The sequence below is a fragment of the Sphingorhabdus sp. genome, assembly GCF_023910635.1.
Taxonomy (GTDB): domain Bacteria; phylum Pseudomonadota; class Alphaproteobacteria; order Sphingomonadales; family Sphingomonadaceae; genus Sphingorhabdus_B.
Genome location: NZ_JAAVVZ010000007.1, coordinates 42,285 through 68,467, shown reverse-complemented (window position 1 = coordinate 68,467; position 26,183 = coordinate 42,285). Strand labels below are relative to the sequence as shown.

Here is a 26,183-nt window from a genome sequence, read left to right as displayed (position 1 = left end):
AGCATCTTTTTTGATATTTGCGATAACTCCGCTGCTTGCAGGCTGCGCGGCAATCGGTGGGAATGTTAAAGGCAATTTTGTGTGTAACGCTCCTGATGGAATATGTTCACCAACAAGTGCAATCGATGATCAAGCTGTTGCCAGCATGGATATTCAGTCTGAATCAAATGCTGCTTTTGCCGCGCCCGCAGCGGGCATGCATTCTGCTTCGGCCCTGAAGATTATATTGCCGGCAAGGCAAGATAGGTTCGGCAGGTGGCGCGATCAGGCTGTTGTGTATGCTGAATTGGACGTGGTGCCGCAGATGTCAGTGTCGGCATCGGCAAATGAACAAGCCGTCAAGTCACGTCTTTCGATCGTCGAACTTGCATCGGGCGCGCCGGCGCTTGATGCAATGCCCAATGTCAAAACATCGGTCGCCGATGGGAGTGAGACAAAGCTTGGAGATGGGCCTGTTGAGCGCATACGCGCTGACGTTGAGCGGAGACTAAAAACGTCTTCTGATGCTTCGACATTCGTTTCTCAAGATGACAATCAGAGTGTGGCGCGTGCAGCGACAAATACGTCAACTGGTCAAGCCGCTAATTCTGGTATCTCGGTTGCATCGCCCAATGTGGCAGCACCGTCTTTCCCGGAAGCGCCGCTGGATGATCAGCGATGACCGGCTTTCTTAATAAGCTGATCGCTGACCTGCTTGGCGGCCCCAAGAAGGTTGATGTAACACCTCCCTCAACAGCTATTCCGATGCTGGCCGCATGGTTACCTTATCGAAGTTTTGATCCAAAATCGGGTATTTATTACAATAGCGCATCTCGCGGATGGATCTTGGAAATATCTCCCTTGGTTGGCGGTGATACGCGAACAAGTGAAATTATCGCGCAATTTTTGTCTGAAGGCATTCCTGATGGGACTGCCATCCAGATTTTGCAGTGGATGAGTCCGCGGATCACAGAAGCAATGGGCAAGTGGTTTTTGCCGCGTCGTCGTGCCGGCGGAATCTATGAAGCGATCGCGAGGCATAGGGACGCTCACCTTGAAGCAGGTGTGTGGGGCAGTTTATCAAAAGACGCACCATTTCATTTAAGACATCACCGTGTTTTTGTCTCGCTTGGCGTTCCTGAAGGCAAAAATGTTGCAGACGAGGAGCTCGTTGCTTTGCGGGAATCGATGATGTCAATGCTGCGCTCTATTGAGGTGCAATCAGCGTCGCTTGAGCCTGTTGGACTTCTAAAGCTCATTGATGATCTTACATCACCGACAACGTTCTCGGGTGAAGATGTGGTTGACTATAACCGCTTCGATCCAATTGCTGATCAAGCTGTGCGGCGTGATATGGAAATTGTGGTCGCACCGGAGCGGATATTATTGCGTACGGAACGCTTCCGGGCAATTGGGTCGTTGGAAGATGGTACGCCTGACATTGGTGATGTTGTGCCTGACCGCTTTGACGTGCGGTGCTATGCAATTCGCAACCTACCGCCGCGCTGGGCTCCTTGGGACACGGCGCGTCTGATCGGCGATCCTTATGTTGATAAGCTGCGTATGCCTTGTCCTGTGGCAACCGTCCTTGCAATTGAATATCCCGATGAACAAGCCGCTACTTCAAGAGCTGCATTCAAGTTTATGCGGACGACGAGCTTAGCAGATTCAAAATCAGCGCGGCTTATGCCCCAAGTGCGAGATCAGTCACGTGAGTGGGAATTTGTGCAGGAGCAACTGAGGCAGGGCCAAAAGCTGGTCCGTGTTTTTTACGGTGTTGTCAGTTATTCCCAAATGGGCACGGCCGATGCCAATGAGCGAAGTTTGAAGGCGGTTTACAAAGCTTGCGGGTGGGAATTGCAAGACGAACGCTTTCTGCAGATGCCTGGGCTATTATCGGTTATACCGTTGACGATGGCTAATGGTCTCGCGCGTGACTTTGATCGTCTTAAGCGCATGCGGACCATGCTCACGACGACCGTTGCCAATATTGCTCCGCTTCAAGGTGAGTATAATGGCGGCAGTATTCCGCATTTATTGTTGCTTGGCGTTCGCGGACAGCCTTTTTTCTGGTCACCGTTCGAAAACACAGCCGGCAACCATAATGTTGCTGTGTTTGGTAAATCTGGCTCGGGCAAGTCGGTTGCGCTTCAGGAAATCACGACTGCGTTTGTTGGTGCCGGTGCCAAGGTGATCGTGATCGATGATGGCCGCAGCTTTGAGCATAGTTGCAAATTGCAGGGCGGCGATTTTGTCGAGTTTACCATGAGTTCGGGATTTTGTCTGAATCCGTTTTCAATGATTGATGCCAATGAAGCTGCGCGTGATGCTGACTATAAGTTAGATTGTATTGCGATGCTTAAATCAATCATTGGCCAAATGGGCCGCCATCTTGACCGTCTCGATGATACTGAACGTGGGCTGATTGATGGTGCGGTCAATGACGAATGGGAAGAGAATGGCACCAATGGGTCCATTGATGGTGTCATCCAGCGATTGGGTGATGTCGCGCATCCTCAGGCTGAAGCACTATCGATTGCAATGCGTCCATTTTCCGCCACTGGCACGTATGGCCAGTTTTTTGTCGGACAGTCGACACTAAAGATTGGGGCTGCGCTGACGGTCTTTGAGTTATCGGATTTATCCGCACGCGAAGAGCTCCGGTCGGTTGTGTTGACAGCTATCATGTTCTTGTCGAGCCAGGCGATGCGTAAAGATCGTTCGACGCGTAAAGCGCTGCTGCTCGACGAAGCTTGGCAGTTGCTCAAAGGAGGCTCAATGGCCGATTTTGTGGAAACCTATGCGCGTACCTGCCGGAAATACGGCGCTTCGCTTATTACCGCAACGCAGTCCTTAAACGATTATTATAAGTCAGAAGGGTCAATTGCAGCGCTCGAAAACAGCGACTGGTTCATTATCTTGCAGCAAAAGTCAGAAACCATTTCGGATTTTAAGAAACTTGACCGGTTCGACATGAATGAAGGTGTCGAAACGATGATGCGGTCGCTTAAGCGTAACGGCGTTGAGTATTCAGATCTGCTTATCAAGGGGCCGGACATGTTGGCTCGGGGTCGGCTTGTACTCGATCCATATTCTGCAACTGTTTATTCATCGAGCCCTCAGGTTTTTGCGGATGTCGATGCCTTGGTTGCCCAGGGTTTGCCGATGGCTCAGGCCATTGAGCGGGTAGCCTATCCAAATGACACTTCAAAATGGAGCGTGACCCAAGAGCAGTATCAGGAGGCAGCCGAATGAGCAAAATGGCCGTCCAAGAGCATGCCGGTTTCAGGGCCGCGGTTGCGAGCCTGATGTATTTCACCGTCGCGGCAGTGGTGTGGTGTCTTGTCAATTTGTCGATAGCATTGGGCATCTTCTTCATACTTTTTGCGATGCTCGCCAATGCCAGCTTTTTAGGCTTCTTTACCGAAATCGACAATTTGGCTGATCATTATCTGGCGGCGGGGAGCGCCGCTCGCGTCGCCTTTCAATTGGACTTCATGCGCTCTTTTATCACGGTCTTTATGTTGGTTTGCCTTATCCGGGGTCCATATTTCATACAGACGTTGAGGGGTTGTTTCTGTGTGCGCCCGGGAGATACGCTATGAATATTGATGCTCCTATCAATCAGGCCGCTGCCCAAATTACTTCAGTTAACAAGGCCGAGCCGGTCGCATATCGTGCGAAGAAAAGTGACGGCTTTGCCGGTTTTAGTTGGCGTCAAATAATCGCGGGCGCAGTTTTGATTATCGCTGTTTTGTGGAGTGTTTGGATAAGCAAGCAGGTCATGGCGTTGGAAGGCCGCCGTGTTGTTGCGGTCAATCTTGCAGCTATGGCAAATGATTTTGTCTCTGCGCAGGCAAGAAGCGGCGGAAGCCCAGAACAGGTTGAAGCCGATACGCGCCATTATCTTGCGGGGCTTGAAATGGTGCTTCGTAAGCGAGCCGCCTTGGGCGAAACACTTATTGTTGGCGAAGCTGTGGTTTCGGGTTCTGCGCCCGATATCACGCCGCAAGTGCGTGCAGAGGTTGGCCAGTATATATTGGACAATCCTCCTCCGCGTCTCAGCGCAAGTGTAAATGTTGGCCAAATCTCTCCTGGTTCAGCTCAAATGCAGCCGCGCGCTGTTGTGCCGCCTTTGGAAACGGGTGTTGGCACACGAGAGCCAGCATATTTGGAGGCCAGAGGTGGCGTATACGCTCGATAATGCAAAATCCAAGCCTGGTACTCTAGCGCGACGCGGCATTTGGATGCTGGGTGGCTTGGCAGCCATTGGTGCGTGGTTTGCATTAGACATTTATGCGCGCTCGCATCTGTTTTTGATCAACAGGTCACCTTCACTACCTAATTGGGCATACATTGTTGAAACAGGCAAAATTCCCAAACGTGGTGATGTAGCTTTTTTTGTACCGCCTCGAGGTCCGATTGTTGAAAAGCATTTTGGTAAGGTTCCAAGCGCATTTGGCAAGATTGTCTACGGTGTGCCCGGCGACGAAATTGTTCATCGCGGCGCGCGCGTGTTTGTGCGCTTTGGGCCGAGCGATAACAAGAGGACGAACCCTCGTTCGGTAGCGCGAGGTGAAGTGCAAGTAGCATTCATCAAACCGCGTTCATCCGTCGGCGAGGTTTTGCGGCCCGGGCCTACAGGCGTCATTCCCAATGATTGTTTTTACATGGGCTCGCGTCATCCTGATGGATTTGACAGTCGCTATGGCGACATCGGTTTTGTGTGTAAGCGCCAGCTCGTTGGTGTCGCCGATAAGTTGATACTGTGATGAATATCCTGCGTGTCATGATCGTCTCACTCATCTTGTGTGCGGTGCCTTCGATGGCAAAGGACTATGGGCAACGGGGCGCGGTATTTCCGATCGCAGAAACCGATTTGCTTCGTTCGATCGAGCAAAAACTTAAGACGCTAGAATCGAATGGTGGCATCGAAAAGATGAACGCTGAATTGGCGCGCCGGACCGAAGCTAAGGTGCGCCGTCCTGAGCCGGTATGGGGCGTTGGTCTGGCCGTGAAGCGCAGAAGTTGGGTATATGATCCGACTGTTGCTGTCCAACATGATATTTTGGACACCAAGGGCAATGTCATAGCCCGCAAAGGCCAGAGGGTTAATCCGCTTAGCTTTGTGCGCGTTCGTCAAGCCCTTGTATTCATCGACGGCGATGACCGTGACCAAATTGATTGGGCAATTGCAAAATACAAAGACAGCAATTCAAAATTGATTTTTGTGAAGGGCGCTCCGCTTGATGCGATGACCAAATATCAACGACGCGTGTATTTTGATCAGGGCGGTTATTTGACTGATCGATTCGGCATTAGGGCTGTTCCTGCCGTTGTCGAGCAAGCTGGTGAGGTGATGCGCGTTTCTGAATTTCCCGTTGCAATCGGGAGGCAGTGAACATGGCCTATATTTTTTCAAGATCGCAATTAGCTCAACAGCGCACAAGGTTTTTGATAGGCTGTCTATTCCTGTTGCTGTTTGCTTTTATGGTTACGCCAAGTGCTTCTGCGCAAACAAGCGGTGCGGGCAATGTGCCCGGCAAATGCACTGGCCGGTTTGTTAATCCGATTACCGATGTCTGCTGGTCTTGCCTTTTCCCATTGTCGGTCGGTGGGCTCAAAATCATTCCTAGTGATCGGCCAGATCCGAAAAACCCTGATTCACCAATTTGTGCATGCGGGTCGCCGGTCCCTCGTATCGGTGTCGCGATGGGCTTTTGGGAGCCGGTTCGCTTGGCAGATGTGACCACCAAGCCTTGGTGCTTTTCAAGCCTTGGCGGCAAGAAAATTTCTCCCGGGTTCAATATTGGTTACGGAAAGGCCGCCCGAAGTGTCGATGGGACGGGGCAGGGAGCTAAATGGCACGTCCATTGGTATGTCTATCCTCTTTTATATTGGATGGAGCTTCTCACTGACATGGCCTGCCTTGAGCAGTCATCATTCGATATCGCGTATGTCACCGAGATTGATCCCCTTTGGCAGGATGATGTTCTTACTGCGCTTATCAATCCCGAGGTGGCTCTTTTTGCTAATCCGATTGCACAGGTTGCTTGTGCTGCTGATTGCGGTGCTGCGACCACTAAATTGCCGCTTGATCCATTATTTTGGTGCGCTGGTTGTCTTGGTTCAATGTACCCGATGAACGGCAATATTGCTGAACATGTGGGTCCGGTCCAGTCGTCGCGGCTTGCACTGTCGCGTTTCACCTACAAGCTCCACAGACAAGGAATTGCGTGGGGAACGATGGGGAGCAAGGGGCTCTGTGGCAAATATCTAATGCCGATATTGCGTAAGCAGCAATATCGCTTTCAGGCGACTGTTCCATCGCCGATGGTCAAAGGCCGATGGGCGTGTCCGCCTATTGGATCTTCCGACATGAAGCCGGGTTCAGGTCGAACTTATCCGATTATCGGAGAGGACATGGGCTATTTGGTTTGGCGCAAACGCAATTGCTGTGTGTTGTAGGAAGGGCAGGGGGATGAAGAAGCAACTTGTTCTTGGCTCGATTGCGCTCCTGCTCGCAGGGGCAGGCATAGCTTACGCACAAACTGTTGACGGCCTTGATATCCAGGCTGTCTTGAAGCTTGGAGATGAACAGGCCGCCGATGCCCAGGCGCTGGCAAACGAAGTAGCAAAGCGCGGTGAGATGATGCGCAAAGAGGCGCAAGCTACCGTTCTTGGTGGACAATCCAATTTGGAAAATGCTGCCGAACTGATGCAAGGACAGTCGGGCGGGGCGATCAACTTTGACGAGATTGTCAAAACCGCGACCTCTGGAAGTGCATATCTACAAGAAGCGCCGCAATTGGTTGTTTTTGCCTCGCTGTCGATGCCAGAACAAAGTTTGAAGGCTTTAATTCGAGATACTGCTGCGGCGGGCGGCACCGTGGTATTCAGAGGCTTTCCCGGTAATTCGATGAAGGCGTTCCAACAAGGAATTATGAAGGTCGTCGATAATAAAGATGACTATGGGAACATCGGAATTGACCCCCGATTGTTCAGAGCTTTTGACATAAAATCGGTTCCCGCGATTGTCGTAGTGACATCGAGTTTCGATCTTTGCGACGGCTTTAATTGCACGACCGAAGTGCCTCCTTTTGATGTCATGACCGGCAATGTTACGCTGGGCTTCGCCTTGGAGACGATTGCGCAAGGCAATGGCCCAGGCGCTGCGATAGCAGGGCAGGCGCTTTCTTCGTTAAAAGCAAAGAGACGTCGGCTATGACGGCGCGCTCCTCTTGGATGTCAGCGCTTGCGCCGCTGACATTCATTCTCCTGTGTTTTGTAGCGCCTCCAAGTATGGCGCAAACTGCGACTGCTGATGCTCAAGCAGCAAAGCAAGATGGCAAAAATTTTGCGACGCAAGCTAAAGAGCAAGCGAGTAACATTGCAGAACAGCAGGTGACGGCTGAAACTATACCAGGGTATCAAAATGCCCCGTCAGAATTGTCCGATTTGTTTGACAAGAATGATAGCGATCTGAATGCGGCCGCCGGCAGTGCGGTAGGCAACGATACGTGGCAGACAATGATGGCTGGTGATGCCAACCGGGCACGTATTGATCCAGCGAGTTTGGATGACATTCGGGCAAGAGCCGATCTTATTAACGAAAATGCCGTTGTAGACCAGTTGGGTAGTGGCGTAACGAGCACTTCTGGAACGTGCGAAGAGGTAACCGTTTCACAAACGCAGGCGCGCTATGAAGCTACCTGTGATGTGGGTGTGACCGTTTCGGAAGAGGCACAGGTTGAATCATATTCTTGTCCTGCGGGTTGGGATCTGGATGGTACGTCTTGCCGAAGGGTCGGGACCCAATCGGCCGATGTGAGTTATTCTTGTCCGTCAGGTTCGATGCTTGATGGCACCAATTGCCGGTCGTCGCAGGCAGCTTCGATTTCGAGTTATAGTTGCCCTTCAGGTTTTACTTTGGCGCAGACGACTTGCAGCCGGGCGATTACAGAATCGGCTACCGTTGCGAGCTACAGCTGCGCTACAGGATTCATTCTGGTTGGCACGAATTGTCAGCAGACCATTACCCAATCGGCCACGCCAAATTATAGCTGCTCTTCGGGATATACCTTGTCCGGCAGCAGTTGCTCACAAACAACAACAACGTCTGCGACACCTATTTACTCCTGCCCTTCCGGTACGTCGCTAAGCGGAACCACTTGCATAAATACTGTGAGCCAAGCTGCTACACCCAGTTATTCCTGTGCTTCAGGCTTCGTACTTTCGGGAACGAATTGCGTTCAAAATACCGGCTATGCAGCGACGCCAAGCTATTCCTGCCCTTCTGGCTGGACGCAATCAGGTAGCAGCTGCGAGGTTTCCATGTCGCAATTGGCCAGTGTTAATTATAGTTGTCCTCCGAATAAGACCAATGTGGGTTCTAGATGCCAAGAGGTCATTTCGCGAACTGCCACGGCAAATTATTCCTGCAATCTAGGCTATATCTTTAACGGCGTGGAATGTGGTTCAACTGAAACTCAAGCGGCAAATTCAACTCAATCCTGCAATGGTTTGACCCTGATCTCAGGCTATTGTTCAATGATTTCGTCAACAGCGTTTTGCCCAGCAAATGTTAATGGAATGGTCTTTGATAGATCGGCTAATGCGCGAGGCAGATTGCAATGTTTTTATGTACCCGCAAGAACATATTCTTGTGCAACCGGATATGCTCTGACGGGTGTCACGTGTCAAAGCACGGCAACGCAAACGGCAATCGTTACATATTCCTGCAATGCGGGTGAGGTTCTGGCAGGTCTAATTTGTAATGTAACAAGTGTGACGGATGCTGACGTCAATTATAGCTGTCCTAACGGGTATTTATTGAACGGGGAGCTTTGCTCCGTTGTAAAAAAGCAAGATGCGGATGTTTCTTACTCGTGTCCAAGTGGGGGCACATTGTCTGGCACCACTTGCGAAGTTTCAAACAGCAATCCAGCATCGGTAAGTTATAATTGTCCTTCAGGTTTTGCCTTGTCTGGAACAACCTGCACCCAGCAACAGACGCAAAATGCCGCTGTTAGTTTTTCATGCCCAACTGGATTTGTGCTGTCAGGATCTAGCTGTTCGCGCGAAAATGTGATTTCGGCCAATTTAGCGTATAGCTGCCCTGCAAATTACACGCTGAGCGGTTCGACGTGTTCGCAAACGCAGTCGTCGGCCGCAGTGCCTGTGTATTCATGCCCTGCCGGTTTTTCTCTTTCCGGCAATAGTTGCTCGGCCATTGAGGCGCAGCCCGCAACGCCAAGCTACGCATGTCCTTTGGGTTTTTCATTATCTGGCACAGTTTGCTCAATGTCGGTCCAAGCATCTGCTGTGTACAGTTGCCCGCAAGGCTTCGAATTAGATGGCACCACCTGCCGCAAGGTTTTGGTGCAAGCTGCAACCGTGACGATGGTATGTCCTGACGGAACGACCTTACAGGATGGTAAATGTTACGGCGAAACCTTAGGCTCTTCAGAATGCGCTGATTTGGAACAGAATGCACAATGCCAATGGGTGAAGGACACGTGCCTAGATGAACAGCCGAGCGGTGCATGTAAGGTCACCGAAAAGACCTTTAATTGTCCGATACCCGGTGAGGCTGCACAGCAAAATAAGGAATATGTGTGTTCGGGTGATTTGTATTGCACAAATGGAAGCTGTGAAACGATTGAACGCGAAGCATCGAATGAGTTCAAAGATGCGCTTGTCGCAATGGGTGCAATTGATCAGGTGCAGAAGGAATTCGATCCCGACGCTATGGGCTTGTTCAAGGGGACGCGAGAGACATGCCATAAGCCCCTGTTTGGTGTGATCAATTGCTGCGCTGGCAGGGTTTCAGGGCTTTTTTCGGGTAGTTCTGCAATCGCCGCAGGCGCATTTCTTGGCACTGGAGGGGCGGCTCTTGCGGGAATAGCAACCCAGTTTCTGACGATTTTTGCGTGCTCTAGCGCAGAAAAGCAACTTGATGTGAAGGACAGGCTTGGTCTGTGTGTCAATATCGGGAGCTACTGCTCGTCGAGCTTACTTGGCGTGTGCAAGACAAAGCGCAAAGCCTATTGCTGCTTTGAATCGAAGCTCACTCGAATTTTGCAGGAGCAAGGACGGCCTCAAATCAACAAGCCGTGGGACAAGCCAAAGACAGAGCAGTGCAAAGGTTTTACGGTGGACGAGTTTTCGAGACTTGACCTTAGCACGATGGATTTTTCCGAAATTTATTCGGAATTCCTCGAAGCCGCAAAATTGCCGAATGAAGCGCAAATGGCTTCGGATATTCAGACTAAAATCCAACAATATTATCAGACAAATGCGCCGGGAGGTTCATGATGAAGGACGATGTTTGCAGTAGTGCACTTGGCAGTCATGACATCGGCGGCAGTCAGATTAACGATATGGGCGGCCATGATCTGAGGGTAAATTCGCCGATGAACGAACAATCGGGAACACCTGAAATCACAGTTAAGCAGTGGGCTATATTGCTGCGCTGTAAGTCTTGTAATCCGGTGTCGGTTCAAGCCGTAATGCAAGCGGCATCGGACTGGTTTGCGCCGCCATTGTCACTAGCAGAAGTGATGAGGACGATGGATTGTTTGATCGCGCGCAACTGGCTTGAATTTGATCCGACATCGCAGGCTGCATTGGCAACAGCACAAGGACGTGGCGTGATTGCCAGTCTGGAACGGCCAGTAAGCCGCGCCGACGGTTGGAATGCCTATGGCGCTTGGCGCGCCGACGAAGCCGGGTCTTCTGGCTCAGCTGGCTTTCTACCAGTTGGACCAAAATAAGCATGCCAAAGGACAAACCTGTTGGCCCGGAAACAGCGGCGCAGCTCGATGCACGGATCGACGCGGTGCTTTGTGTTCATTCTGGTCGGCCGCAAGTCACGATATTTGAATGGGCCTTGCTCGTTCGGAGCCAAGCTGACCAACCCGTCGCTTTTGAAGAGCTTCTGCCCTCGTTTTACGCATGGTTCACGCCGGGGATTTCAACGGACGAACTTCTTAATTTGATTTTTGCAACAGAAAGCAAAAGCTGGATACAGCTGAGCGAAGACGATGACGGCATGAAGTATAGTTGGACAACGCTGCTTGGAAGCGAAGTTTTAGCAACCGTTGAGCGCCCGCTGATGATGGCCGGAATTTATAGATTTACAGGGACGGATATGGGGGTTGGGGCAGCGCTAGCTCCGCAAGCAGGCTCGTTGGTGTTGCCGCCTGTCGACGCTCCCGAAATCATCGTTCCCATTTTACCAAGCATAAGGAACTGAATATGGGGCAACGTTTAGTCTTGAAAATTGCTTTGTTGTTGGCGGCAATATGCAACCAGTCCGCAGTTGCGCAGGGTCGCGCACAAGAACAAGCCGCTGAAACTGTCGGCAGTCAGGACGTTCAAGGGGACGAGTTTTATTGCAAGCAACGCAAGCTTGGAACTTGGTTTTATTGTGAACGCCCAAAGAAGCAGTCACAAGAAAAATCGCAAACTCAGCCTCTGGCAATGTCTGCAGCAACGCGGATGGCTGCAATTTCTAAACAGCTGGATGAATTGAAAGCAAAGGCCATATTGGAGCCTTCCGAGCAGAATGTAACTGCATATATCAGGTTTCAGCGTGAGCAACTCGATCGCGCATCGATGTTTTCCGATGTTTGGCAGCGCTCCGTTTGGCAAAACCCTGATCTCGATTATACTTTGCAGCGTCCGGTCACGACACTGGCAAAGCGGGCTTGGACCGATAATCGCAAGATTGAGCATGATATGGCGCTGCGCGGTTTGTCGCAGCGTTATGGGATTTTTTATTTTTACGCTCAAAGCTGCGCTGCTTGTGAGACATTTGCTCCGATTTTGAAGTCTCTTGCTGATCGCAGCGGCTTCAACGTCGTTGCTGTGTCGATGGATGGTGGGCCTAATCGGGTATTTCCCAATTACGTTGTTGATGCAGGCCAACACGCTCGCATGGGGCTAGCATCAAAGGCTACGCCTGCACTTGTTTTATATGACACTGCAACCCGCCGTCCAGTGCCAATTGGTACAGGTGTATTAACCGCCGATGAGATCACTGAGAGAATTTTTGTTCTAACGCAGACAAAGGTTGGGAGTGACTTTTAATGACACATTCTACGCCAAAAAGGTGCGGTCGCGCCGTTCTTAAACTTTCGACCGCGATGTTGATGTTGTCGTTGGTCATGGCGCCCGGTCACGCAGGCGTTGGCGATGAAATGGAGGACTATTTTACCGATATGGGCGCCGCTGCCAATGTGACTGGCGCTTCATCTTTTGAGGGCCAGTCAGCTGGCTATTATACCCTTGGGTCGGCCTGGACGCGTTTTCCTCAGAAAACAGTGTATCCTGCTAATCTGCAATTGCCGAGCGTTCGCGCAGGCTGTGGGGGTATTGATATCTTCACAGGATCCTTTTCATTTATCAATGCGTCAGAATTTGTGGCAATGTTGAAGGCGGTCGCCAATAATGCCGTTGGCTTTGCATTCAAATTGGCGATTGATTCAATCAGCCCGCAAATTGGCGGCGTCATGAACGAACTTCAAGACATTGCTAACAAGATTAATTCTCAGAATATCAGTAGCTGTGAGACCGCTCAGGCACTTGTGGGCGGGGTTGCCGGTGAGATTGGCATCAAGCGCGGCATGGTTTGCGATGCGGTGGGCACCTCCAAGGGGTTATTTTCAGATTGGGCGCGTGCCGCACAAAAATGCGGAAATGATGGACAAGAAAGCTCAACACTTGCGCAAGCTGACGGTGCTTTGAAGGCACAGCTGCCGGGTCCAAAAAACTATGCATGGGACATGATAAAAGGATCATCACTTGCTGGCGCTGATACCCAAATGAAGGAATTCGTGATGACCCTGACCGGCACTATCATTGTCGGCACGCGTGCATCGGACGATGAGGAGTTGCGTATCGATTATGTAGGGCATGGCGATCTGACGATACTCGACGCACTGTTGTACGGTGATAAGTCTGTGAAGATTAAGAAATGTGAAAATACTACAGATTGTCTGACACTTGCCAGTTCGGATCAGACCATTACCGCATTGGGCGATCAAGCGCTTATGCCAAAAATTGGGTCGATGATAAAGTCGATGGCTGACAAAATAAAGACAGATCAGGCGCTGACAGCTGAGGAACGCAATCTTTTGGGTGTTTCAAGCGTGCCTATTTACAAAATTTTAGCAGTGCAGGCCGCTTCGGGTTTCATCGTCAACAATTCAGAGATCAATGTGCTTGCCGAAATCACTGCAATTGATGTGCTGAATAGCATCGTGCAACGCCTGATGGATCAGATTGCTGCTGGGCAATCAAACAATTTGAACGCCAGCGATATGAAAAATCTCGAGCAATTTAATGCCCAAGTGGCGCAGGTTCGCGCCCGTCTCGTGCAACACGAAATTTCCGTGAGCAACAAAGTCAATCAGACATTTGATATTATAAACAATGCAATACGCATTGAAAGCACATTGCAGTCACGCATGGCACCGGGAATGGCGGCTTCTTTGAATTTTTCCCGCGCGCTATCGGCGCAAGGCTTGCGGCCATAGGATGATATTGGGGAGCTCGCTTGATGATTGAAGTCTTCACCGTTGGCGGTGGCGAATATATCGTCAACACTTTTAACGCACTTGCAGCCTGGTCTGGAAGCGGCGGCTATAAGAGCCTCCTGCGCGTTGTCATGGTGATGGGATTTAGCTGGTCTTTACTTATTGTTGCTTGGAATATGGATGCAAAATCGGGCCTGAAATGGTTTATGCAGGCGACTTTAATGTATATGGTTATGATGGTTCCGACGATATCGGTGAAGGTTACCGATCGGACTAATCCAGGGTTGGCACCTGCAACCGTTGCCAATGTGCCGATTGGCATAGCGTTGATTGCGGGCTTTTCGAGCCAGATAGGCGATTATCTAACACGGTCGGCAGAAACTGTATTTGTTATGCCAGAGTCGCTGAATTATTCGAGTGGCGGGATGATCTATGGAGCCAAGTTGCTTGATGCAACGCAGGGGCTGCGAATTACTGATCCTATTTATGCGACTAATCTGAACGAACATTTTAAGCAGTGTGTTTTTTATGACATTTTGCTCGGCAGTAAAACGATGGCACAAATTACAGGTTCTGCCGATATAATCACTGCGATGGCACCCGGCTCTGTAGCCTTATCGCAACAATGGCTCGATAGTGACGGCAGTTCAACTATCCGATCCTGTAAAGAATCTTATGTCAGCATCGTCGCTGGTTGGAACAGCGAATGGAACGCGGCTCTGCCAAAAATCGCAGCACAATTTTTTCCAGGGGTCAGCGCCAGTTCTGCACAAGCAAAATTGCAAAGTGATTTAACGGGTGTAGGGTCATCCGGACTCGGCGGGGCAGGGACCAATTCGCAGCAGCTGGTCCGTCAGGCAATTTTTATAAATGCATTGATGCAGGCGCGCGATAGTTTTGGGAATAGCGGCGCACAAGGCGCAACGGACGCTTTTGCGCAGACACGGGCTGATATCCAGACCCGCAATACCTATTCAACTATTGCCGCTGGTGCGATGAAGTGGGTGCCTTTGCTCAATATCGTTTTGACCGTTGTTTTTTATGCCATGTTCCCGATCATATTTTTGTTGATGTTGTTGCCTAGTTCGGGGCCGGGCGTTGCCAAGGGCTACTTCACCGGGTTCTTCTATCTTGCAGCTTGGGGGCCGTTGTTTGCGGTGCTCAACATGATTTTTATGAATCGCTGGGCGTCATCGATGACAGGGTGGCAAGCAGGGGGGCTTACAGCTTCTAATTTTACTGCTGTGTCAGCAATTAATCAGGATGCAGGTGCGCTTGCCGGTTACATGATTATGTCGGTCCCATTTATCGCAGCTGGTATGGCTAAGGGCGCTATGTCGATTGCTTCGCATTCGGCAAGTTTCTTATCGCCAAGCCAGCGTGCGGCCGAAGATGCCGCGCAAGAGCAAACCACGGGCAATTATGCTTATGGAAATGTGTCGCTCGCAAGTAGGCAGATGAATACCCTCCAGCAGGATCAAATCAGTGCAGCACCGAATATCAGCACTGGAGCTTCTGCTTTCACCGCTCGCCAGACCGACAGTGGGATAACCCAATCTAATGCGGACGGCACGACGACGTATAATACGAGCCCTGGGCTCTCGAGCTTGCCTGTAAGCATGAGCATGGGTCAGGAGTGGCAGTCTAGGTTGTCTAAAACCCTGTCGGAAGGTCAGGGGGTTGTCGAACAAAAGAGGGAGGTCGCCAATGAGGCGGTTACTGCATCTGCTACACAATCTGCGCGGTTGTTTGATACGGCTCAAAGTACTGTCAGTGATGAGACGTCCGAGGGCAGGTCACTGCAAAGTTCAATTGCAAATGTTAGCAGCATTCAGGAGCGCGTGTCGGAGGATCTTCAGAGCAAATTTGGCGTGTCCAAATCCGCGGCCGATACGCTGGCAGCTCAAAGCACTCAAACTGGCTCGTTTGATACCAATTTGGCTTTGAATGCATCAGCTGGTTTGTCAGGGGGTGCGCCGGGAGGCGGTAGCGTTGGTCTATCTGGCAGTGGAGGGGTAAAAACATCAGCGTATGCAAGGCAAAGCCGCGATACCTCCGAAGGCATTTCAGCAAACCAGAATTATGACCAAATGAAGGGCTATTTGGAGAGTACCTCAAATAGCGAAGAGGCGCGATCTGCACGTGAGAGCTTTTTCAGGCAAACCAGCAGTTCCACCAATAGTGAGATTAGTGGTTTGTCGCAGGATACGGCGGCCAGCATTGCGCAGAGCAGAAGCCTCTCCGAAGAAGCATCAAAGACTGAAGACACGTTCACAAGGTTGAGCAGTGATGTGTCTAACAACGCTTCAAACAGCCTTGCGACAAGCCGAAATCTAAGTCAGGAATTTGTCAACTGGTCAACTTCCGAGACTATGAAACCGGAGAATGCCTGGATACAGAAAACGGGTTGGAATCCCGGTTTGATTAGTATGACCGAGAACCAGCGCGGCGTCCAAGCGTTCATGGAAGACAAATTTCTTGATCAAAAAGAACAGGAAGTGCTTGGGGCATTTGGTGCCATTCCAGATACGCTGCCTCAGCAGCTTGGCGGCCCTTCATTTTCTACATCGCAGGAGGTAGAAAGCTTCGGTAATGCGGCAATCAGTGATGTGGTTGCATCAGCTCCTGCCATTTCAGTGGGTGGCCTGGGACGTGACGCAAAGCTTGAAGCCGAAGTTCGTGGCAATATCAGTGCGGCCGAAACTCAAATTGATGGAACAAGGGGCGCAATGCTCAACACCAATGCTGAAGCCGGTATTGAAGGTTCTTTCATGCGGGAAGCTGTTTCTGACAGGGCTACAGGCTCATTGCTGGATAACGTTTCGTTGGGATCTAATTTCAATACCAACCGAGAAGATGATCGGATTACGCAAGGGGGCCGCAAATATTCACTTGCTCCACCCTCCTTACCAAAAGCGGAGTACTCGCCGGGAAACGGATCGAGGGTCGCCCGGCAAGCCGGCGCGGCCCTGAAACCCGGAGTGAACCTGACCCAGACGACAACTGATATGTATCCTGTTTTTGGCGCATTGGTAAAGGCGGCAGGTCGGTTGAATTTACCACAAGCGACGGTAACGTCTGGATCGGACGGTAATCATGGCATGCTAACGGGTTCAACACTTCACCCAAGTGGAAAAGCGCTCGATTTTAGGGCCAATAATATCACGTCAAAGCAGGGCGAACAGCTGTCGAGATTGGTTAAAGCGCAGCTTGGCGATGATTATGACGTGGTATTTGAGCGGTCGAAGGATGGAAAAAACAATCATCTCCATGTTGAATATGATCCAAAATCAGGTGGCGGCGGCCCAAGGCGGGCCCGAAAGTGAAGACGTTATAAAAAAGGCGGCTATTCAGTTGCCTTTTTTTATCCACGTCGTAACCGCACTTCGCGTCAGCGTATGAGTGCAATCACTAACGCTGCAGCGGTGAGCCCAATGGAGATCGCGGAGGCCGAGTTGCGGATGATCTCGAACTTAGTATAGCCCAGCTCAGTGAGAGTCGGGCCTGACTTATGTATATATCCATAATCGAACCTATCCTGCTCAAGATAATGGCCTTGAGGGTTAGCCGTGCCCATAGGGGCACCGTAATGGATGCACAATGCATCATTATCGTCATCATGTTTATTCATAACAATTCCCATTTCATTTAGAACATAATAAATACAGCCTGAGCCGTCAACTGTGGCGGTGGCGCGAAAAAATGTCTATGCGCACAAAACGGCAAGATTATTTCTTCTCGTCCCCGATATTTGACGAAGGTTGATGTTCGCTTGCAAAAATAAAGGTTGAAGCCAAAGGACGTCCGCGCAGCTTGATTGTTCGACCGTCGTTCTTGCTTAGCGGTAAGCACTGTTCCGCCGCCACCTTGCGCGTTTGAACGGTATCACCGATTCCTATTAACTTGATCGGCATGGAGCACGCTACACATATGATAATCTCGGGTGATGATCCTGTAAGTAAGGGTGCGCAGCGTTTCGAGGTGTTTACAGGTGCGGGCAAGCGTCGTGCGTGGCCCGCACATCAAATTTCTCGGCGCGTAGTTGATCGAGCGCGGCGTCTATATAGATCGTGTTCCGCAACACGACGAGATTGACGACCAAACCTAGCGCGCCAAGTTGATCTTCCTGACCCTCGCGATACCGCTGCCGCAATTCGCCGCGACGACCGTGAAAATGACCCGTGCAAGTTGGTGCCGACCTTCGCCGCGATTGAGCTGGACGAGGATACGGCGGCGATAGCTTTCGTCGTCAATGAACCGCAACATGTAGAGCGTCTTGATCAGCCGCCCAAATTCCTGAAGCGCGCGGGCAAGCCGAGTGGGGCGGTCGTTGGTTTGTAAGGTTCGGGTAAGTCCCCCGGCCTGTACAACGCCCAGTTTGAGTGACCCCGCTAGGCGCAGAAAATCATCCCAATGTTCAGTGATAGTTTTCATGTTGAGCTTGTGGGCGGCGAGTTCGTCGAGGATGCCATAGTCTGCCTTAGCATCGACGCACCAAAACCGTGCGCCACCAATGTCGGCGATCCGTGTGCTAAATTGGGTGCCGAGAAGATAGAACGCCCCAAAGATGGTGTCAGTTTAACCAGTGATATCGGTCACGCGACCCGAACAGACATCCTCATAGATCCGCTCGCAGCCAATCTTGTCGAGCGCGTCACGCTGGAGATCGAGGCTCTGCTCACCAGTTGACACCCGCAAATACCCGATCAACATTGGCTTTCCTGCCCCTTTCACATCAATCTATCAAATGAGGGGTTTGTCGGCTAAAGGTTTTTAGATGGCTTTATGTGAAATATGGGCCGCACTGGGAGTGTGTTGAACGCGCCCGCGTATTTTTCATCAAACGACGGTTTGTTGGAAACTCACAACGCGCTTGTATAATTATAAAATAATACTTATAACGACTCATGGATGACGCAGACTTTGAATGGGACGAGGCCAAGAATCTCTCTAATCAGAAAAAGCATGGCGTCAGCTTTGAATATGCAATCAGGGTTTTTGGGGTCCCGCTCATGCTGCTGTTCTCTGACGGGCATGTGGATGATGAGGAGCGGTGGCGGGCTTACGGACAAGTTGGTGGCCACGCCGTTTTTATGGTTGCGCACACATATCGAAATAATGACGGACAGGAGAAAATCCGCATCATTTCGGCTCGAATGGCCACACGGTATGAAAGACAGGATTATGAGCGAGAAAATGGTTAGCATGAAGCTGAAGGATTTGCCGCCTCTCACGCAAGCGGATCACGACCGGCTTGCCGCCCTCGCGGCGCGACCCGACAATGAAATCGATCTCAGCGACATTCCAGCGTTGACCGAGGAGGATTGGAAAAATGCTGTCCGGGGCAAGCACTATCGCCCCGTCAAGGCGCAGATCACCGCCAGCCTCGACAAGGATGTGCTGGCCTGGTTGAAAGCAGGCGGGCGGGGGTATCAAACGCGCATGAACGCCATTCTCCGTCGCGAAATGCTTCAGGCGCGCGCGTCAGGGTCGCGAGGATAGGAGATTTGGCGCTTTTGGAATTCCTTATGTAGGTTTTTTGTTCCGTTGCGCCTCAGACCGCTGCTATAGCCGCGGCTTGATAACCTGTCGATCTATGTGCGTTGCAGCTGGACCGCGATTTCTGAACTGCTATAACGCAAGGGCGGAACGATGACGACCTGCCTTGGTTGCAGCTGGACCGCGATTTCTGAACTGCTATAACACGGCGCGCAAGGTGCATCGCATGACGCTGTTGCAGCTGGACCGCGATTTCTGAACTGCTATAACAAGGTTCCCAACACTAACCGTCGCCAGCGTGTTGCAGCTGGACCGCGATTTCTGAACTGCTATAACCGCTGCCGAATAAATCCCCCCGCCCGAAGGGTTGCAGCTGGACCGCGATTTCTGAACTGCTATAACTTGCACGAACGCGAACAGCGCAACCGTGCAAGTTGCAGCTGGACCGCGATTTCTGAACTGCTATAACCGTGCAAGTTGGTCTTACCGTCGAATTATGTTGCAGCTGGACCGCGATTTCTGAACTGCTATAACTAAAGCAAGACCTTCTCAATCGTGCGGAATGTTGCAGCTGGACCGCGATTTCTGAACTGCTATAACGCGGTGTGCCCGCGCACCTTGCGTAAATGGGTTGCAGCTGGACCGCGATTTCTGAACTGCTATAACTCCAAAGACATTGACGCCGGGCGTCACACGGTTGCAGCTGGACCGCGATTTCTGAACTGCTATAACAGCCATATCCATGAATCTATACCGGCTTCAGTTGCAGCTGGACCGCGATTTCTGAACTGCTATAACCACTGAAGCCGGTGGTTACGGCGGCGATTAGTTGCAGCTGGACCGCGATTTCTGAACTGCTATAACTAAACGAGGGTGGTTTGCGTCCCCTTTTGCAGTTGCAGCTGGACCGCGATTTCTGAACTGCTATAACCGATTGCGGAGAGTAGTTCGGCGCGTATCTGTTGCAGCTGGACCGCGATTTCTGAACTGCTATAACGTAAACCCAACTTAACCAGTTCTGTTATAGGTTGCAGCTGGACCGCGATTTCTGAACTGCTATAACACGTCCGTTTCAAAGCTGGCAACGCATACCGTTGCAGCTGGACCGCGATTTCTGAACTGCTATAACCGCCGCAGATAACGTCAACGGCAATTCCATGTTGCAGCTGGACCGCGATTTCTGAACTGCTATAACATGACGATCAAAAATACGTTGAAGCCTTGCGTTGCAGCTGGACCGCGATTTCTGAACTGCTATAACTCGCCGCTGCCTTAAGCGTGCCGCCTTTTGGTTGCAGCTGGACCGCGATTTCTGAACTGCTATAACAAGCGACGCGAGCGCTGTCTTGCGTTTTGAGTTGCAGCTGGACCGCGATTTCTGAACTGCTATAACTGCATCGCTCTTTTCAATTCTGGCATTTTGGTTGCAGCTGGACCGCGATTTCTGAACTGCTATAACTATATCTAATTTCAGTTCTGCGAACATTGTGTTGCAGCTGGACCGCGATTTCTGAACTGCTATAACAAGGCACCACAACATACCATCCTCCCAAAAGTTGCAGCTGGACCGCGATTTCTGAACTGCTATAACGGATGTGTTGGTAAGTTGTTCAGCTTGAACGACAAATCATCACATCCGTTGGCAAAATTGCTAGTCAATCTATCAGAATAATGCGAGTTGCCCCGGATTTTTTCGTGCCCTTGACCGACGTTGACCGGAGAACCGGATGATATTTTCATACTGGCGGTCGGTGAACCCCAATATGTGAACATCGCCTTTGTCAGGCAAATGTGATTCGATCCTGCGAACATACGACTCATATTGCTCTTTACCCGAACAGAAGCGAGCGTAGATTGAAAACTGGCTCATTTCGAAACCTTCGTCCAGAAGATATTCACGGAATTTCGTGGCTGCCCGCATTTGTTGTTTCGTTCCCACAGGCAAGTCAAACATGACGAGAATCCACATAAGCTGATATCCGCTAAAATGCTGTTTGGGTTCGTGCCTCACTCTGTTGCACCACCGGGCACATGGCGGGCGATGGCGCTCCATGCGAGCGGTTGCGGCGTGTTGAACAAGGCAAGTGAAAGCGCTCCCGATTCAAAACTTGCCGCCAATGATTGGGCAAGGCGCTGCGCGGCGATCGACACAGGTGATGTTGCGCCTGCCAATTCGACATCGGCAGAGATCAACGCGGCCAGGCGCGCCTTTGCCTCTCGATCAACACCCAACACGCCCTCGTCGAGCATTTGGCGCACTACGGCGTCAACCAGCGGACGGAACGGTTCGACCAAATCATCTGCGAGGGCAAAGGCGTTTAGGCGGTTTGCATGGTGCAAACCAATAGTCGGATGCAATCCGGCAGCAATAACGGCGCGTGCAACTACCGACCGCATGATGGTGTAGCCATAGTTCAGCAGCGCATTGGCACCCTCTACCTCGCGATCCCGGCGAAACTCGGCCCCCATCAGCGCCGGCCAATACCTGCGCGCCGCTTGCGCCTCGATATTGTCGGGATCGCCCGAACGGATGCGATCGGCCATGAACAATAGTGCGTCCCCCTCATGGCGGCCCAGCGCCAATAGCAGACTAGGCCACAGACTCATTATGTCTCAACCAGATCCGGATTGATGCGAGTTGGACAGAGGCGAGATAATTATCGTCTCTTTGATCGTATCGCGTGGCAACTGCTCTGAAATGCTTGAGTTTATTAAAGAAGCGCTCGACGAGGTTGCGTTGCTTATAGAGGAAGTGACTAAATGCCGGTTTGATCACGCGTTGCGGCATGGCGCGGATATTGGCCCTGGCACCGCGCGCCTCCATTTCGGCGCGCAACGCATCGGAGTCATAAGCCCGGTCGGCGAGCAGGATATCCCCTTTGCCGACGGTATCGAACATGTCTGCTGCACTGCGACCATCGGCGGCTTGCCCTTCGGTCAGCTTGAGCATGATCGGCATGCCCATCGCATCGACCAGTGCATGTATCTTGGTGGTCAGGCCGCCACGCGAGTGACCCATGCAACGGGATCGCTGGTCTTTTTTTTACCATTGGCTCCATGTTGATGAACCCGGATCGAAGACGAGTCGATCATCTGGATATTGCCTTCGTAAGCCACGGAAACTGCATCCAATATATGCTTCCACACACCGGCTCTGCGCCAGCGGTTGAACCGGTTCACACAGGTCGTATACGGACCGTATCGCGCCGGAATATCCGCCCAAGGCGCGCCAGTGCGTAACCGCCAGAATATCCCGTTCAAAACCCGCCGATCATCAACCCGCTTCACGCCACGCACCTTGGTCGGCAACAAAGGCTGGATCACCAACCACTCGAAATCTGTCAAATCAAACCGTGCCATCAGCTTCTCCCTTCCAGAAAAAGCATTGAATCAGATATCAATCACTTTGGGAATCCAATTTATGAGTATGTGACCTAGCCTGATTGCGCACCTTTGCGGTGACAATAGCTTTCCATGCCTGTTTCATAAAGGGTTTCGGCGTATCCCATTGTGCGCGAAATCGAGCGTTCTGCGCGTGATGGCCATCAACCGGAATAGTCATGGCCACAGGCGCATGATTTGCGCTACATAACACCATCATGGCACCGCGCTCGGCAAGCTTAACAACTAGGTTGGTGGTCCATGTTACCCCATGGGCGTGCACGATCAGTGCAGCGACATCATCCAGCGGTATCCGTCCGAGCTCCTCACCCTCCAGAGCAACGATCAAAAAACCGCGATGCGCCGCCAAGTGAACATTATCTGTAGATATGTCTACAATCCGGTCCACCAAAATCCCCTATCGCCAAGCATCCTTTAGCAACAAAATAATCAAACAGAGTTATAGGGTTAACGTCGTTTAATCGCGCGGTCCGGGATCAAAAACATGGCCCAATTCATCAATGCGTATTTGGCGGGCGTTAGATTTTTTTAACCCACTGGCGGATGATGTAAAATATCGGAATGGATCATCTGGTAATTCATTTCGCGCTTTCAGTGGCCCAGCTTCATTATGCAGAGCAAAAGTAATTTCGCCTTTTGACGCAAACTTCACCACGCGCAAAATCTCACGCGCTCCGCCGTCGCGTTCGACCGCAACAAGATCATTCTGCCTCAAGCTCAGCACGCGCTTTGCCGCAGGATGTGGTTTCAGTTCCGCCTTGCCCTTTTGATGCGCGTTAAACATCGACACCACGCCCGATCGCTCCACACCGTCGCGGTCGGTCCATTTGGAGACCCATTTGCCGTCCGGCAACCGCCAGACATCAAAGCGCGCGTTGGCATCTCCCTTGACGCCCTTATATGCACTACCTTCTTTGTCATAGATCGGAATGACGTTCAGTGCCTCGGAAAGTCGGACGCGGCGGATGCCTTTGTAGTCGCCATCGCGTTTGGCAAAGGCGCGCAGCGCAGTTTCAAAATCCTTTCCCGTCGCGCCTTGGGTTGCGCTGTAAAGTCGCGATTGCAGTTCCTTGTCAGACATGCGTTCGGGGTCGGTCAGGTCCTTGGGTTGTAGGCTTTGCAAGGGCTTGCGCACAGTTACAATTGGCACGCCCTTGGCATTGGTCCGTCCGGTCAGACCATAAGCGGTGTCATTATGCAGGCGAGCAGCGGTGACGTCTTTGCCCGCATTTGCGACCCCTTTGCGACCATGGTCGGCCTTGTGGCTGATGATGGTGGCGGACAATCGGTTGCGCAGTTCATCGCGGAACCCATTCCAAGGCTCAGGCAGATCGACGAACAGCTTGTCCAATGCCTGCGCCTCCGCCCGTCCGGCGGCCTTGGCAATTTCGGCGATCATCGCGGGCGTTGTCGCCCCGACTACCGCTGCATCAATCGCGTGGTGGCGGTGATCAAGCCGGTTTTTCGGCGCATTGCTGTGCGGGTTTTCGACATAATTATGGTCAGGCAGTAACTCGTTCAGCCCCCAGATACGGCGCAGCATTGCGGTCATTCGGCCTGTGACTGCATAGACATGACGCTCTCCCTTTTCGGGATAAAGCGCACCAAAATACTTTGCCGCGATCCGTGACAGATACTGAGTGTCGGTCAGTTGCCGCGCGATAAAGCCGCCGTCACGTTCGATCCGCTCCATCGCGTCAGGAGCAAAGCGCCATTGTTTGGATTTGTGCAGGCGGGTCACTTGATCCTGTATGACGTCCCATTGCGGCGTACCTCCCCATTTTTCCCACGGGGTTTTATTACCTTTGTCGCGGTTCCATGTGGTCAGCGCCATCACCTTGTTCGCTGTGCTATCATCCAAGCAGCGCGAATAGGGGATGATATGCTCGACCTCTGCGGTCCCATTCATCAACATTTCGATGCTGATGATCTCACCCGAATAAGGGCAGCGCCGGTCGAGCGGGTTTCCAGGGTTTAGCTCTTCCCAGATACGCAACCGCATCCGGTTACCGCCGCTGTCGTGTTCACCCAAGGCTTCCAGCTTCTCGCCGCGTTGTTTGGCCGCATCAGTATTCTGTTTAATCTTGCGGTTATGCTCCGCCTTTTGTTTCTCGTTGAGCTTTAACTCACGCGCCAGCTCGACGAAAATATAATCAGGCCGCCCATATTGCCGGATGATAGCGTTCACCAATTTGCGCAGCTGGTTTAGCCCGATATGCACCGTGGGGTTGGTGATCTTTCCCCACTTCCTCTCCAGCGCATCGCCATAGTCATCCTTGCCCGGTGCAATTTCGCGGGCTAGGATTTCGCCATAATAAGGCAGCACATCATGACATTCGCCGGTACGAAAATCGCTGTGGTGGAACCCTGCTTTGTCGGCGGCGGCGGCATAGGTTAGCGGATGGCCATCTGCATCTTGCCCATCCTTCAATTGCTCCAACAGCTTCGTTGTCGCGGTTAGGCCAAAACGACCATGGCCATCTGGCAAACGCACATTGGCGACAGCCTCTGCGGTTTCGGCATCAAGTGTGTAGCTTACTTTAAGCCAATCGAGCAACTTCTCGGTGCTTTCCTCGTTCAACAGTTTGTCGATGATCGTGCATTGTGCCTCGGTGGAAAACCCGCCCCAGCAGCCAGCGAAGCGATCTTTATGACCTAATGACGCACGCACTTCATCGCCAATCATTTCCTTACGATTTTCGCTTTCCTTGTTGAACCGCGCCCCCTCAGGCAGCTTGATTGCCTTGCCTAGGCTGGAGAAGCTGACCTTGGCCTTATCGCGCAGTTTCAGGATCAGTGTATCGCGTTCATCCATCGTCAGCTTGCGCGATGACGCGCCAGCGGTGACGATTTCCAGCTGGTTCACTTCCTCATACAACCGCCGTTGCTGAAACAAGGGATGCGCCTTGGGCAGGCGGGTTTCGTCATCGGGCACGCCGCCCCATCCGACAAAGGTGCATTTACCAACGACCTGCGGTTTCAAATCGCGTTGGTGGAAGATGACTCGGTGGATCGCGGTTTTGGCGGCGTCGGATATCAACGTGGGGTTAAATTCTGCCTGCTTTGTCCAGATCGCTTCAAACTCGGCCAAATAGTGTTTCCGGTCTGGGTAAAAGGCATAACTGCCGTCCTCTTCGCCCGAATCCGGACGAACCCGCTTCACATCGCGCCCGTTTAGAAATTCGCCCAAAGTGCGCGCGCCGACAATCTGCATTGCGGCATCCAGCGCCTTGGTCCCACTCGCAATCTTACCCTCTTCACCTGGCTTAGCCACACGATCCGCCTTGCGGTTGGATTTGAAACCGCGCCGCTGGTTCAGGTGAAACAGCGCGCGGCCAATTTCATGCAGGTCAAGGGGCTCGTCTAGTGCCTTTACGCGCAAAGCATAAGGGTCGGCTACTTCTAAAGCCTTGGCCGCAGTCTTATCAGCCGGTAACAAGCCATGCGCGATCAATTCGCGCAACAAAGCAGAACGCCGCCCGATAAACCGATCACGCCGCCGTCTCGCACTCCGCGCATCGCGCCGGTCAACTGCGAGCGAAGCGCCGGACTTAGGATCACGGCCGTCAGAGAAGATACGCACCCCAATGTCCTTGATGGCATCGCCTTCATACAAGCACCACCCAATAGAGTTGGTCCCTATGTCGAGGCCTAAACGGGTTGTCATAACTGTTGTTCTCCTTATAGTCGCAGACTATAAAAATTGTTTCTGTTGACAACCCATTAAATACATACAATATTTAAATTTCAGAAATCGCAGGT

Annotated in this window: 22 protein-coding genes, 2 pseudogenes and 1 CRISPR repeat array; of the genes and pseudogenes, 16 read left to right on the top strand and 8 right to left on the bottom strand. The window is 51.7% G+C overall.

Going from position 1 to position 26,183, the window contains the following annotated elements; translation table 11 throughout:
- The first annotated feature begins 145 nt into the window (after positions 1-145).
- The 14 genes from HEQ34_RS06050 (at position 146) to HEQ34_RS05985 (ending at position 16,846) form a co-directional block, all read left to right on the top strand.
- Positions 146-661 carry a hypothetical protein gene (locus tag HEQ34_RS06050; RefSeq protein ID WP_296198747.1) on the top strand — a complete coding sequence of 172 codons (516 nt, stop codon included), beginning with the start codon at positions 146-148 and terminating at the stop codon, positions 659-661.
- Positions 658-3,234 (top strand): type IV secretion system protein TraC, encoded by a 2,577-nt coding sequence (gene traC / locus HEQ34_RS06045; protein ID WP_296198745.1) that lies wholly within the window; start codon positions 658-660, stop codon positions 3,232-3,234. The genes HEQ34_RS06050 and traC overlap by 4 nt, the downstream gene beginning before the upstream one ends.
- The gene (locus tag HEQ34_RS06040) at positions 3,231-3,584 is read left to right on the top strand and encodes a hypothetical protein (RefSeq protein ID WP_296198742.1); all 354 of its coding nucleotides are present in this window, start codon (positions 3,231-3,233) and stop codon (positions 3,582-3,584) included. The genes traC and HEQ34_RS06040 overlap by 4 nt, the downstream gene beginning before the upstream one ends.
- Positions 3,581-4,183 (top strand): TrbI F-type domain-containing protein, encoded by a 603-nt coding sequence (locus HEQ34_RS06035; RefSeq protein ID WP_296198740.1) that lies wholly within the window; start codon positions 3,581-3,583, stop codon positions 4,181-4,183. The genes HEQ34_RS06040 and HEQ34_RS06035 overlap by 4 nt, the downstream gene beginning before the upstream one ends.
- A 55-nt stretch (positions 4,184-4,238) precedes the next feature.
- Complete coding sequence (locus HEQ34_RS06030) at positions 4,239-4,751, top strand: S26 family signal peptidase (protein ID WP_296198738.1); 513 nt, start codon at positions 4,239-4,241, stop codon at positions 4,749-4,751.
- A complete protein-coding gene (traW, locus tag HEQ34_RS06025) occupies positions 4,751-5,380 on the top strand; it encodes a type-F conjugative transfer system protein TraW (protein WP_296198735.1) in 630 nt (209 codons plus the stop codon). The genes HEQ34_RS06030 and traW overlap by 1 nt, the downstream gene beginning before the upstream one ends.
- Positions 5,381-5,469: 89 nt before the next feature.
- Entirely contained in the window at positions 5,470-6,447 is a 978-nt protein-coding gene (gene traU, locus HEQ34_RS06020) for a conjugal transfer pilus assembly protein TraU (protein ID WP_296198875.1), read from the top strand.
- A 13-nt stretch (positions 6,448-6,460) separates the two neighbouring features.
- Positions 6,461-7,207, top strand: coding sequence for a type-F conjugative transfer system pilin assembly protein TrbC (trbC, locus tag HEQ34_RS06015; RefSeq protein WP_296198733.1), 747 nt, complete (start codon positions 6,461-6,463; stop codon positions 7,205-7,207).
- On the top strand, positions 7,204-10,296 hold the full coding sequence (traN, locus tag HEQ34_RS06010; protein WP_296198731.1) for a conjugal transfer protein TraN: 3,093 nt from the start codon (positions 7,204-7,206) through the stop codon (positions 10,294-10,296). The genes trbC and traN overlap by 4 nt, the downstream gene beginning before the upstream one ends.
- Entirely contained in the window at positions 10,293-10,754 is a 462-nt protein-coding gene (locus tag HEQ34_RS06005; RefSeq protein WP_296198729.1) for a hypothetical protein, read from the top strand. The genes traN and HEQ34_RS06005 overlap by 4 nt, the downstream gene beginning before the upstream one ends.
- Positions 10,755-10,756: 2 nt before the next feature.
- Positions 10,757-11,236 carry a hypothetical protein gene (locus tag HEQ34_RS06000; RefSeq protein WP_296198727.1) on the top strand — a complete coding sequence of 160 codons (480 nt, stop codon included), beginning with the start codon at positions 10,757-10,759 and terminating at the stop codon, positions 11,234-11,236.
- A 2-nt stretch (positions 11,237-11,238) separates the two neighbouring features.
- Positions 11,239-12,072, top strand: a complete 834-nt coding sequence (gene traF, locus HEQ34_RS05995; protein ID WP_296198725.1) for a conjugal transfer protein TraF — start codon at positions 11,239-11,241, stop codon at positions 12,070-12,072.
- A gap of 62 nt (positions 12,073-12,134) precedes the next feature.
- Positions 12,135-13,520, top strand: coding sequence for a conjugal transfer protein TraH (locus HEQ34_RS05990; protein WP_296198723.1), 1,386 nt, complete (start codon positions 12,135-12,137; stop codon positions 13,518-13,520).
- A 23-nt stretch (positions 13,521-13,543) separates the two neighbouring features.
- Positions 13,544-16,846 (top strand): conjugal transfer protein TraG N-terminal domain-containing protein, encoded by a 3,303-nt coding sequence (locus HEQ34_RS05985; protein WP_296198721.1) that lies wholly within the window; start codon positions 13,544-13,546, stop codon positions 16,844-16,846.
- 65 nt (positions 16,847-16,911) lie between these two features.
- Here HEQ34_RS05985 and HEQ34_RS05980 read toward each other — a convergent pair whose 3' ends face one another.
- From HEQ34_RS05980 to HEQ34_RS05970, 3 genes and pseudogenes are all read right to left on the bottom strand, one after another.
- A complete protein-coding gene (locus HEQ34_RS05980) occupies positions 16,912-17,151 on the bottom strand; it encodes a hypothetical protein (protein ID WP_296198719.1) in 240 nt (79 codons plus the stop codon).
- A 384-nt stretch (positions 17,152-17,535) separates the two neighbouring features.
- Positions 17,536-18,098 (bottom strand): annotated as a pseudogene (locus tag HEQ34_RS05975) (Tn3 family transposase); the annotation flags it as partial.
- 24 nt (positions 18,099-18,122) lie between these two features.
- Positions 18,123-18,233: pseudogene (locus HEQ34_RS05970) on the bottom strand (recombinase family protein); the annotation flags it as partial.
- A 194-nt stretch (positions 18,234-18,427) separates the two neighbouring features.
- Between HEQ34_RS05970 and HEQ34_RS05965 the strand changes: the two are divergent.
- Positions 18,428-18,724: a BrnT family toxin gene (locus HEQ34_RS05965; protein WP_296198717.1), complete on the top strand. Its 297-nt coding sequence runs from the start codon at positions 18,428-18,430 to the stop codon at positions 18,722-18,724.
- Positions 18,705-19,022, top strand: a complete 318-nt coding sequence (locus HEQ34_RS05960) for a BrnA antitoxin family protein (protein WP_296198715.1) — start codon at positions 18,705-18,707, stop codon at positions 19,020-19,022. The genes HEQ34_RS05965 and HEQ34_RS05960 overlap by 20 nt, the downstream gene beginning before the upstream one ends.
- A gap of 100 nt (positions 19,023-19,122) precedes the next feature.
- A CRISPR array of direct repeats spans positions 19,123-20,610; the repeat unit is 36 nt; unit sequence GTTGCAGCTGGACCGCGATTTCTGAACTGCTATAAC.
- Between the two features lie 72 nt (positions 20,611-20,682).
- Here HEQ34_RS05960 and cas2 read toward each other — a convergent pair.
- The 5 genes from cas2 to cas9 form a co-directional block, all read right to left on the bottom strand.
- Positions 20,683-20,988, bottom strand: coding sequence for a CRISPR-associated endonuclease Cas2 (gene cas2 / locus HEQ34_RS05955; protein ID WP_296198712.1), 306 nt, complete (start codon positions 20,986-20,988; stop codon positions 20,683-20,685).
- A gap of 38 nt (positions 20,989-21,026) precedes the next feature.
- Positions 21,027-21,626: a type II CRISPR-associated endonuclease Cas1 gene (cas1, locus tag HEQ34_RS05950; RefSeq protein WP_296198710.1), complete on the bottom strand. Its 600-nt coding sequence runs from the start codon at positions 21,624-21,626 to the stop codon at positions 21,027-21,029.
- A protein-coding gene (locus HEQ34_RS05945; RefSeq protein ID WP_296195893.1) for an IS5 family transposase occupies positions 21,610-22,379 on the bottom strand; the annotation gives its coding sequence in 2 pieces (ribosomal slippage) (positions 21,610-22,062 and positions 22,065-22,379; 768 coding nt in all). The genes cas1 and HEQ34_RS05945 overlap by 17 nt, the downstream gene beginning before the upstream one ends.
- Positions 22,380-22,416: 37 nt before the next feature.
- Complete coding sequence (locus tag HEQ34_RS05940) at positions 22,417-22,809, bottom strand: CRISPR-associated endonuclease Cas1 (RefSeq protein WP_296198708.1); 393 nt, start codon at positions 22,807-22,809, stop codon at positions 22,417-22,419.
- A 69-nt stretch (positions 22,810-22,878) separates the two neighbouring features.
- Positions 22,879-26,088, bottom strand: coding sequence for a type II CRISPR RNA-guided endonuclease Cas9 (gene cas9 / locus HEQ34_RS05935; protein WP_296198706.1), 3,210 nt, complete (start codon positions 26,086-26,088; stop codon positions 22,879-22,881).
- Positions 26,089-26,183 lie beyond the last annotated feature (95 nt).